Origin of the sequence: Flavihumibacter fluminis, from assembly GCF_021491375.1 — a bacterium.
Taxonomy (GTDB): domain Bacteria; phylum Bacteroidota; class Bacteroidia; order Chitinophagales; family Chitinophagaceae; genus Flavihumibacter; species Flavihumibacter fluminis.
The window spans coordinates 1,121,458-1,131,141 of record NZ_JAKEVY010000002.1; the positions used below are offsets into that span (position 1 = coordinate 1,121,458).

The 9,684-nt window shown below is 45.0% G+C and carries 9 protein-coding genes; 8 read left to right on the top strand and 1 reads right to left on the bottom strand.

Annotated features, from left to right (window positions below; translation table 11 throughout):
• The first annotated feature begins 2 nt into the window (after positions 1-2).
• Genes L0U88_RS11090 through L0U88_RS11115 form a run of 6 tightly spaced genes read left to right on the top strand, consistent with a single transcriptional unit; the run spans position 3 to position 4,408 of the window.
• Complete coding sequence (locus L0U88_RS11090) at positions 3-683, top strand: YfgM family protein (protein ID WP_234866117.1); 681 nt, start codon at positions 3-5, stop codon at positions 681-683.
• A gap of 5 nt (positions 684-688) precedes the next feature.
• The gene (ribH, locus tag L0U88_RS11095; RefSeq protein ID WP_234866118.1) at positions 689-1,189 is read left to right on the top strand and encodes a 6,7-dimethyl-8-ribityllumazine synthase; all 501 of its coding nucleotides are present in this window, start codon (positions 689-691) and stop codon (positions 1,187-1,189) included.
• A 5-nt stretch (positions 1,190-1,194) separates the two neighbouring features.
• Entirely contained in the window at positions 1,195-1,917 is a 723-nt protein-coding gene (locus L0U88_RS11100) for a (Fe-S)-binding protein (protein ID WP_234866119.1), read from the top strand.
• A gap of 52 nt (positions 1,918-1,969) precedes the next feature.
• Positions 1,970-2,380, top strand: a complete 411-nt coding sequence (locus L0U88_RS11105; RefSeq protein ID WP_234866120.1) for an EVE domain-containing protein — start codon at positions 1,970-1,972, stop codon at positions 2,378-2,380.
• On the top strand, positions 2,380-3,069 hold the full coding sequence (locus L0U88_RS11110; RefSeq protein ID WP_234866121.1) for an SIR2 family NAD-dependent protein deacylase: 690 nt from the start codon (positions 2,380-2,382) through the stop codon (positions 3,067-3,069). Before L0U88_RS11105 ends, L0U88_RS11110 begins: the two co-directional genes overlap by 1 nt.
• A 46-nt stretch (positions 3,070-3,115) precedes the next feature.
• On the top strand, positions 3,116-4,408 hold the full coding sequence (locus L0U88_RS11115; protein ID WP_234866122.1) for a hypothetical protein: 1,293 nt from the start codon (positions 3,116-3,118) through the stop codon (positions 4,406-4,408).
• A gap of 4 nt (positions 4,409-4,412) precedes the next feature.
• On the opposite strand, the gene L0U88_RS11120 is transcribed toward L0U88_RS11115, so the two are convergent.
• Positions 4,413-5,405: a hypothetical protein gene (locus L0U88_RS11120; RefSeq protein WP_234866123.1), complete on the bottom strand. Its 993-nt coding sequence runs from the start codon at positions 5,403-5,405 to the stop codon at positions 4,413-4,415.
• Positions 5,406-5,614: 209 nt separating this feature from the next.
• Between L0U88_RS11120 and gyrA the strand changes: the two genes are divergently transcribed.
• Both gyrA and L0U88_RS11130 read left to right on the top strand, forming a co-directional pair.
• Complete coding sequence (gene gyrA, locus L0U88_RS11125) at positions 5,615-8,188, top strand: DNA gyrase subunit A (RefSeq protein ID WP_234866124.1); 2,574 nt, start codon at positions 5,615-5,617, stop codon at positions 8,186-8,188.
• Positions 8,189-8,225: 37 nt separating this feature from the next.
• Entirely contained in the window at positions 8,226-9,509 is a 1,284-nt protein-coding gene (locus tag L0U88_RS11130) for a hypothetical protein (protein ID WP_234866125.1), read from the top strand.
• Positions 9,510-9,684: the final 175 nt, after the last annotated feature.

Genomic DNA, 9,684 nt, shown 5'->3' on the forward strand with positions numbered 1-9,684 from the left:
ACATGGCGGAAAATACGAATGTACCGGTGCAGCCGGATGCCTCAATGGAGGTGGTAGACAAGGTTACTGGTTTTTGGCAGCAGAACAGTAAAAAAATCCTGATCGGGCTAACCGCTATCATTGTGGTGGCAGGTGGCATCGTAGGGTATAAATACCTGGTTGCCGAGCCAAAAGAAAAGAGTGCAAATGATGCTATTTTCAGGGCACAGCAATATTTTCAGCAGGATTCCCTTGCACTGGCGCTGAATGGAGATGCAACCAATCCTGGCTTTCTCAAGATCATGGATAAATACAGCGGTACCAAAGCAGCCAACCTGGCTCATTTTTATGCGGGTGCCATTTATTTGAAGCAGGGTGATTTCGCCAACGCAGAAAAGCACCTGAAAGATTTTTCAACTTCTTCTTTACAAATCAGCGCACGTGCCAAGTCCCTGTTGGCTGATACCTATGCAGAGCAGGGTAAAAAAGAAGAAGCTGCCAAAATGTATCGAGAAGCAGCCGCCATCTTTGAAAAAGATGAGTTCAATTCCGCTGAATACTTGTTCCGTAGTGGTTTTCTGTATGAGAGCCTTGGAAAAAACAAGGAAGCGATTGAATCTTATAAATTGATCAAGGAAAAATACCCTCGTTCTGAAAGAGGATTTGAAGTGGATAAATACCTGGCGCGACTGGGAGAATTATAATCAATATGGCAGCAACTGGAAATACCAATGTTGTAAAGATACCTGCAGGCATCCTACCCAAGGATGCCTGTGTTGTTCTGGTTAGAACAGAATGGAATGATTCCATTGTAGGTGAACTTGAAGCCGGTGCCCGGAAAGTACTGGCTGAACAGGGGATCGACAAGGTAACCACCATCACCGTTCCAGGAGCAGTGGAAATCGCTTTTGCGATTCGTGCTTACTGGGAAGCCAAAAAGTATTGGGATGATCGTCCGCATGCTTTCATCGCCCTTGGTTGTGTGATAAAAGGAGATACTCCGCATTTCGATTATGTATGTAAAGCTGTAACGGATGGTGTGGTATTACTCAATCATGAACTTCCGGTTCCCACCATTTTTGGCGTACTCACCGTTTTAAATGAAGAGCAGGCCATGGAAAGACTTGGCGGTCCACATGGACACAAAGGAGAAGAAGCCGCCATCACTGCCCTGAAAATGATCGCTCTGCAACGCAGTTTTAAAAAATAGAAACCGTGAGAGTACAATTGTTCATTCCCTGTTTTGTAGATCAGTTGTTTCCCTCAACGGCCCTCAACATGATTAAAGTGCTGGAGAAACTTGGTTGCGAGGTAGCTTACAATCCCGAACAAACCTGTTGCGGTCAGCCGGCATTTAATGCTGGTTTTCAAAACGAGGCAAAATTGGTAGCGGAAAAATTTATCCGGGAAAACATAACTCATTCCGATTATCTCATCGCTCCAAGTGCTTCCTGCACCGGATTTGTGTGTAATTATTATCCGCAATTGTTTGATAATTCTTCCATTCATAATCAGATCAAGGACCTGAAATCCCGAACTTTTGAATTGTCGGATTTCCTGGTAAATGTATTGAAGGTGGAAGATATTGGAGCCAGCTTTCCGATGAAAGCAACCTATCACGATTCCTGTGCAGCACTTAGAGAATGCAAAATAAAAGAAGAGCCGAGAAAGCTCTTATCCAATGTAAACGGACTGGAACTTGTTGAAATGAATGATGTGGAAACCTGTTGCGGCTTTGGTGGTACGTTTTCTATAAAATATGAACCAATCAGTATCGCAATGGCCGATCAGAAAGTGAACAATGCAATGCAAACCGGAGCTGAAGCCATCATCAGTACTGATTTATCCTGTCTTATGCACCTGGATGGATATATACAGAAAAAACAACTTCCCATACAAACCTTTCATCTGGCAGATATCCTCGCTTCCGGCTGGTAGGGGGTAGTTCAGAACAGTTATTTTACACTATATAATTAAAAAATTATAGCGCATGGCCTATTGGTTGGTAAAATCAGAACCATTTAAATACAGTTGGGATCAGTTCGAAAAAGACAAGAAAACCTTCTGGGATGGTGTACGGAATTATGCTGCACGTAATAATCTGAAAGCTATGAAAAAAGGGGAGCAGGTGCTCTATTATCATAGCAACGAAGGAGTGGAAGTGGTAGGAATTGCTGAAGTAGTGAAGGAATTTTACCAGGATCCAACAACCACCGAAGAAGCCTGGGTTGTGGTAGACCTAAAGCCTGTAAAAAAATTGAAGAACCCTGTTCCCTTGAGCGCTATCAAGGCGGAACCGCGGCTCGCCAATATGGCACTCGTAAAACTGAGCAGACTCAGTGTTCAACCCGTAACAGAGCAAGAGTGGAAGGTAATACTTGAACTGGCAGGAGAGAAGTAATGAAAAAATTGGTGGTTTTAACAGGAGCAGGAATCAGCGCAGAAAGCGGACTTAAGACCTTTCGCGACAGTGATGGGCTGTGGGAAGGGTATTCCATTGAAGAGGTAGCAACTCCTCGGGCCTGGGCCAGGAATCCTGAACAGGTATTGAAGTTTTATAACGAACGCAGGCAGGCTGTCAGGCATGCACAACCGAATCGGGCACACCAGATACTGGCAGAATTGCAGGATTGTTTTGACGTGGAGATCATTACTCAAAACATCGATGACCTCCACGAAAGAGCCGGCTCCCGGAAAGTATTGCACCTTCATGGGGAAATCTTCAAAAAACACAGTGAGTTTGATACGGATCTGATAGAGGATGTGTATGAGGATATGAGCATCGGGGAATTAGCCCCTGATGGCGGTCGTTGGCGTCCTGCCATCGTGTGGTTTGAAGAACCTGTTCCGAAAATGATGGAAGCCGTTCCACTGGTGAGAAAAGCTGATTTATTCCTGGTTGTTGGAACATCGCTGGTTGTTTATCCTGCAGCTTCTTTGATTGATTATGTTGTGCCTGATTGCCCGCTATTTGTGGTGGATAAAAAGATACCCTATTCCGTTGCTGGAGCCCGCTTGCAGGTATTTGAAAACCTTGCCAGCATTGGAATGGAGGAGCTAAAAAACCAGCTGCTTAACCAGCATATTTAATCTTTCCCTAACAGCCGGGATGCAACAAAACCATTCACTTTGCAACATGAAAAAAATCTGGCTGGTTTCGTTGTTTGTTTTTTTATATGGGCTGATTGAAGCACAACCAGCCGGCCCAGCACTGAAGTTGAAAGAGTATCCGCTGGATACGGCAGGCAATTACCGTTTAACGCCAACCGGAACACCGGCTTTGTATGCAGGAGAGGGGCTTCATTACCTGCAACCCCTGTATGAATACTTCAAACAAACAGTAAGCGGTTTTGATAAGAATCGGTTGGCAAGGCATCTTGCTATGGCAGGAGATTATTTACTCGCAAACTATTACCTGGAACAGTCTTATGATTCCATGATGGCCATCGGATATGAAGATGTGAAGAAGTATCTCGATACGATGGGAAAGTTGCAATTGCTGGACGCGCGTTCCTACATACTGCAACAGGCTGCCAAGGAGCGTGTTGTTTTATTCAATGAGAATGCAGCTCAATTGCAGCAGCGGGCTTATTTCTATACCTTACTGGAGGATTTTTATAAGCTGGGATATCGGTACCTGTCGATTTACTGGCTGAGTCCGTTGGTTAACCCTGCAACGGCTCCGGTCTCCAAATTTCTTGGTTACCAGGTGGCTGATCCCATTGCAGGAGAGATCGTACGAAAAGCAAAACAACTTGGATTTACGCTGATTGCTTATGGTGACAGCTCCATGACCCGAAACACCGGCAATGTGCAGGATGCAGTACAGGCATCCCGATTAGCGGCTTTGTTGCAACAGGATACCGCAGCGAAGATTCTGGTGCTTGATGAACAGGCGCATATCGCAGAGCGGCCAATTGGCAACTTTACTCCGATGGGTACGGTATTAAAGCGACTGACCGGCATTGATCCATTTACCATTGATCAGACTGAATTATGCAGTGGCAGCAGTTTTGAGTATGGCCGTTACTTTTATCGAGAGCTGGTGAAACGAATTCCCGTGGAGCAGGTATCAGTGGTAACCCGGGGCAAGCAGCCGGTCAGCCTCTTGGAAAATGATCTCTATGATGTACAGTTGCTCTTTCCACCCGTTCAGGAAAAATACGGCAGAGCGGATTGGCTAACGCTTTTGGGTAGCCGAAAATTGGCAGCTGTTCAACCGGCTCACCGGGATTTGTTTCTTGTACAGGCTTATTATAAGGAAGAAACGTTTCGAAACCTGCTACCTACTCTTATACCTGCGGATCAGACCTATCTAACCGATAGGGATGGTTATTATCGGCTCTACCTGCAACCTGGCCAATACACCCTTATTTTCCGGGATCTGCATTACCAGGTAGTAGCAGAACGCGACCTGGAAGTTAAGTAAGTCTTCACGGTTTGTATTTACCGATTCCAATAATTCGGGTTTGAACTGCCCTGCCTTTTCCGTTGGCAGGTACCCGTACAGATTGTGATGACAGCGCTTCTATTTTTGCTATTGCTACGATTTCAGTATGGTGAAGGGACTGGTCTTTTTCCAGAAAATCAACTGCGATGGCGATGTTTTCAATCGGCTCTGTATGTTTGTTTTGGATGGTCAGTTGAAGCCTGTTAATACCTCCAAACATGCCTACGTTAATCTGATCGGGGCTTACAGCCAAAAACCTTTTCAAGGCGGCAAATTCAAGTGCCGGATTTTCCGGCAAAGCAGCCGGAAGTTCGGAAGAAGCGTCTATTGAACCAACCGTTTGTAAAACCGGCAGCGGGTTTGAATCAGGAACAGGGCTGGCTGAACGTTTGCTGGTTGAAAAATGAATGAATGCCCAGGTTATTGTAGCGATTGCTAAAAAACCGGCTGCCCAATAAAAAGGTTTCAAAGAAATTTTTCTCTTTGAATGTTTGAGTGGAGGAAGCTGGAGCTGGTCTATAACCTGTTCAGGTGCATTTAAGTCTTTATTTAATTCAGGAGCTTGTTGTATAAGAGAAGCAGCCTCTTTTTTAACTACTCTCAAAACGGGTTCCTGTTTTGGAGGAGGCATACGTTCAGGAAGGATTACTGCCACTTTCTTTCGCTGTTCAGCAGGAATAGGGGCCGTTGCGGATACCACTGGAGTAGAAACTTCTGCATTTTCGGTTAAGCCAGCACTGACTGTAGCAGTGGTTTCTTTTTTTTCAGCAGGCTTGCGGTGAAACTGCTCATAAAAATCTTCTTCGACCCGGGGAGCAACATCTTTGAATTCTGGTAATTCCGAAGGGTAACGCCAGGCCGCACTTTTGCCATCCACCCAAACCAGGTCGTAGGGTTTTAATGGAAGGTGTGCCAGTTCCTTCCAGGTATAAGGGCCTGATTCTTTATTGTTGCGCAACAAGCGGTACTGTTGCATAATTTGTGGGTTTTAGTTGTGCTTTACTGGTGGTTGGTCAGAGATGCTAAAAATACAAAAAAGATAGCCACCAAATGGTGGAAAAATTGGGGTAAAATTGAGGGATTTGTTAAGGTTTTGCCCTTTAAAAACGGTAGATTTGCCCACTTTCTTTAAGGCATTTTATAAAACAACAAAGAACCCTTTCAAAAGGTTAATTTTTTTACAGCATGGAAGAAAATCTGACGCCACAGGAAACCAACGACAGCAACCGGATTATTCAGATCAATATTGAGGAGCAAATGAAAACCGCCTATATCGATTATTCGATGTCGGTGATTGTAGGCCGGGCTTTACCCGATGTGCGGGATGGATTGAAACCTGTTCACCGCAGGGTGCTTTATGCCATGAACGACCTTGGTATCAATTCCAATAAACCCTATAAAAAATCTGCCAGGATTGTAGGTGAAGTATTGGGTAAGTATCACCCGCACGGTGATGCCTCCGTATATGATACCATGGTTCGAATGGCCCAGGAATGGAGTATGCGTCATACCCTGATCGATGGGCAGGGTAATTTCGGTAGCCAGGATGGAGATGGTCCGGCAGCCATGCGTTATACGGAAGTAAGGCTGGAGAAAATCGCGGAAGCAATGCTGGAAGACATCGAAAAAGAAACGGTGGATTTCCAGCTCAACTTTGACGATTCCCTGGAAGAACCAACGGTATTGCCTACCCGAATTCCTCAATTGCTGGTGAATGGTTCTACCGGTATTGCTGTGGGTATGGCGACCAATATGTTGCCTCACAACCTGGGAGAAGTAGTGGATGGCTGTATTGCGTTCATTGATAACCGGGAGATATCGGCTGAAGATTTGATGAAGTATGTAAAAGCACCGGATTTCCCAACCGGTGGAACTATCTGGGGAATTGATGGGGTTAAACAAGGCTTCCTTACAGGCCGCGGCCGAGTGGTTCTGCGTGGTAAAATGCAGATTGATACCAAGCCAAGTGGTCGGGAGCAGATTGTAATAACGGAAGTTCCTTACCAGGTAAATCGGGATTCGCTTTGTGATAAAATTGGTCAGCTGGTGATTTCCAAAACCATCGAGGGAATTGCCCATGTTAACAACGAATCAAATGAGAAGGAAGGTACCCGTATTGTGATTGATCTCAAGCGGGATGCTGTTGCGAATGTGGTGATGAACCAGCTTTACAAGTTCACAGAGCTGCAAACATCCTATGGCATCAATAACGTAGCCCTGGTTAAGGGGCGCCCCAGGACCTTGAACCTGAGGGAGCTTATTCAGGAATTTGTGGAGTTCCGCCATGAAGTAGTGGTGCGCCGTACTCAATATGAACTGCGCGAGGCACAGAAAAGAGCGCATATCTTACAAGGTTTCCTGATTGCACTGGATCACCTGGATGAAGTAATTGCGTTGATTCGTAGTTCGGCAACACCAGATAGTGCAAAGGAAGCACTCGTAAATGCAGGATGGGGATTGGATGAAATTCAGGCGAAAGCGATCCTGGAATTGAGATTGCAGCGACTCACCGGCATGGAGCGTGAAAAGATCCGGGAGGAATACGATTCCCTGATGAAACTGATTGCGCATTTACAGGAATTATTGGGTAATGAAGGCCTGCGCTATGATGTAATTAAAAAAGAACTGATTGAGGTAAAAGATAAATTTGCTACTCCACGGAAGTCGGAGATTACCTACCTCGCCAATGAAATGAACGTGCTTGATTTCATTGCTGAAGAGGATGTGGTGATTACGATTTCTCATCTTGGTTATATTAAACGGACATCCGCAACCGAGTATCGCCAGCAACGCCGCGGCGGTCGGGGAGCCAAGGCCAGCAGAACCAGGGAAGAAGATTTTATTGAACATATTTTTGTGGCGTCCACGCACCACACCATGCTATTCTTTACGGAAAAAGGACGCTGTTACTGGTTGAAAGTATATGAGATTCCGGAAGGAGAAAAGAGCAGCAAAGGAAGGGCGATCCAGAACCTGATGCAATTGCCAACGGATGATAAGGTCAGGGCAATTATAGATGTCGCCAACCTGGAGGATAAAGAGTTTGTTCAGTCCCATTATATCGTGCTTTGTACTAAACAAGGGGTCATCAAAAAGACATTGCTGGAAGATTTCAGTCGCCCTCGCCAGACCGGTGTAAATGCAATTACCATTATGGAGGGTGATCAGCTACTCGATGCCCGGATGACGGATGGCAGCAGCGAAATCATGATGGCGGTGAAATCTGGTAGAGCAATCCGTTTCCCGGAGGATAAAGTTCGTCCAACAGGAAGAGGCGCCATTGGTGTGGCTGGTATCGAAGTTGATGATGCAAATGACGAAGTAATTGGCATGATATGTGTCAAGAAAGAGGACACGGAGAAAACCGTATTGGTAGTAAGTGAAAATGGTTTTGGAAAACGTACCCAGATCGATGAATACCGGATTACAAACCGGGGTGGAAAAGGGGTGAAAACCATCAGTGTAACCGATAAAACCGGACCATTGGTAGGTATTCTGGATGTAACGGAGAAGGAAGATCTGATGATTACCTGTAAAAGTGGTATGACCATCCGTACTTCCATTGCGGATATCCGTGAGGCGGGTCGGGCTACTCAAGGTGTTAAATTGATTAACTTACAGGCTAGTGATTCCATTGCTGCAATCACCAAGCTGGATGAAATGGAAGAAGAAAATACGGAGTCCATAGAAAATCCGGAAACTCCTGAAACTCCAGCTGCCGGAGAGACAACCGAACCTGTTGAAAATCCATCTGAATAAATATTAGTAAACTAAACCTCTAACAAAAATAGGACTGATGAAAAAGCTCTTACTAACAGCAATGCTCGCCACCACGGTACTGGGTTTATCTGCCCAGAATCTGGAAAAGATCAAGAACAATGTGAAAGCCAAAAAATATACTGAGGCTAAGGATCAGATTGAGACTTTCCTGGCGAATGAAAAAAATGCAAAGAATCTCGAAGCCTGGTATACCAAAGCTAAAATTTATGCAGAAATTTCACAGGATCCTGCATTGGCAGCTAGCGTTCCAGATGCCCGTGCTGTAGCCTATGAGACACTGAAAAAATATGTGGATATGGATGATAAAGGCCAGTTGGTATTCCTGCAGTTGGATAATTATAAACCCATCATGGATGTATATCAGGGTTATTTTAAAGCTGGTGCAGATGCTTACAATGGAAACAAATTTGAAGAGGCATATGGCAACTTCAAGAATTGCCTGGAAGTAAGTGATTACATGGTGAGCAAAAAATGGTCGAATCTCGCACTTGATACAACCGTTGTTCTATATGCAGGTATCAGTGCTGAGAAATCCAACAAGCGCGATGATGCCGCTATTTATTATTCCAAACTGGCGGATGCCAAAGTGAATGGTGAGGGCATGGTGGAAATTTATAAGTGGCTGGTGGATTATAATTACAACCAGAAAAAAGATACAGAGGCTGCCAAAAAATACCTGACACTTGGTAAAGAAGTATATCCGGAAGATAAATTCTGGCCTGCATACGAGCTGGATATTGCGCGTGATGGTGGCGACAAAGCCGAACTCTTCAAAAAATACGAAGCGGTACTGGCTGGCGATCCAACCAATACATCCATCCGCTATAACTACGCAGTGGAACTGTATTCTGAAGGCTATAAACCTGATGTAGCTCAGCGTCCGGCAAATTCCAAGGAGCTCATAGCAAAGGCCGAAGAAGAACTGAAAAAGGTGGTGGCCGAAAAACCTGATTATGCTGCTGCTTACCTGGTACTCGGGCAAATTCAGTACAATGAAGGTGTGGACTACAATACCATCAACAAAGCAATTCGTCCGCCTCAGGGTGGCCGTCTGAAGCCGGAAGAACTGAAGCGTAAAGAAGAATTGCGCGGTTTGATTGCCCAGAAATTTGATGCTGCTATCCCATATTTTGAGAAAGTGGATGAGCTGCTAGGAAAAGAAGGCAAGCTGAAAATGGAACAGAAATCATACCTGAAAGATGCGTATGATCTGCTGATCACGATCTACGATAACAAGCAGAACCAGGATAAATTGAAATTCTACGAAGAGAAATTCAACAACGTGGACAAAGTTCACTAATTGACTGATAATCAATGAAAAGCCGCTTCATATGAAGCGGCTTTTTTATGTGCGCCATGCATGGCGTCAGACTCGACGGTGCAAGTCCGTTATGGGGGTATGTAATCGCCAACCATTAGCCAAGAGCAAGGGTGTCTATCGCGAGGTAGAATCTGAAGGAAGCTGGCGGCAAAGT

Excerpts from the sequence above, each read along its gene's own strand:
- L0U88_RS11090 (WP_234866117.1), top strand. The coding sequence starts at position 3 with ATGGCGGAAAATACGAATGTACCGGTGCAGCCGGATGCCTCAATGGAG.
- ribH (WP_234866118.1), top strand. The coding sequence starts at position 689 with ATGGCAGCAACTGGAAATACCAATGTTGTAAAGATACCTGCAGGCATC.
- L0U88_RS11105 (WP_234866120.1), top strand. The coding sequence starts at position 1,970 with ATGGCCTATTGGTTGGTAAAATCAGAACCATTTAAATACAGTTGGGAT.
- L0U88_RS11110 (WP_234866121.1), top strand. The coding sequence starts at position 2,380 with ATGAAAAAATTGGTGGTTTTAACAGGAGCAGGAATCAGCGCAGAAAGC.
- L0U88_RS11115 (WP_234866122.1), top strand. The coding sequence starts at position 3,116 with ATGAAAAAAATCTGGCTGGTTTCGTTGTTTGTTTTTTTATATGGGCTG.
- L0U88_RS11120 (WP_234866123.1), bottom strand. The coding sequence starts at position 5,405 with ATGCAACAGTACCGCTTGTTGCGCAACAATAAAGAATCAGGCCCTTAT.
- gyrA (WP_234866124.1), top strand. The coding sequence starts at position 5,615 with ATGGAAGAAAATCTGACGCCACAGGAAACCAACGACAGCAACCGGATT.
- L0U88_RS11130 (WP_234866125.1), top strand. The coding sequence starts at position 8,226 with ATGAAAAAGCTCTTACTAACAGCAATGCTCGCCACCACGGTACTGGGT.